The sequence below is a fragment of the Clostridium boliviensis genome (genome assembly GCF_033342255.1).
GTDB lineage: Bacteria > Bacillota > Clostridia > Lachnospirales > Lachnospiraceae > Lacrimispora > Lacrimispora boliviensis.
On record NZ_JAWONS010000168.1, the window covers coordinates 1 to 496 of the forward strand.

The window sequence follows — 496 nt, forward strand, 5'->3', positions numbered from 1 at the left end:
CATGAGGATGGCCTTTATCGTCATGGATTGCGGCCACCCAGTCCAGTTCCCTATTCAAAAGGACTTTAAATCGAGCCATGGCATCCCGGGTCAGCTCCATCAGGTCCAATTGCAGGCGGTCTCTCTCCTCTTCGGAAAAGGAAATGACCAGCTTATGCATAAAGGCGTGGCGGGGACTCGGTTTTTGCCTCTCTAATTCGTTGAAAAATTCTCTTCGGTTGACGTAATTCCGTGTCTCGTCAAAAAGATGCGGGTTATTCCGGTGATGTTCGCGGGGCGCAGTTATATATTTAATGTGATTCTTGGCGCTCCTAACGGCTCCCTCACCGCTTTTGATGTATCGTAAGGGTTTTACTGTGGCCGCCAACGGTTCGATCACACCCCTTTCGGTTTGGGATTGTCCCGAATGTATTCTTCAATCAGTTTTTCGTTGGTTTTGACGCGGCTGTAGTTCTCCTTCATATAGGTGACGAGGCCACGGGTCCACGCGGCGATC

Annotated in this window: 1 pseudogene; it reads right to left on the reverse strand. The window is 50.2% G+C overall.

Features of this window, described 5'->3' with window-relative positions:
* Window positions 1-379, reverse strand: a pseudogene (locus tag RZO55_RS10960) (hypothetical protein); the annotation flags it as partial.
* Between the last annotated feature and the right edge of the window lie 117 nt (window positions 380-496).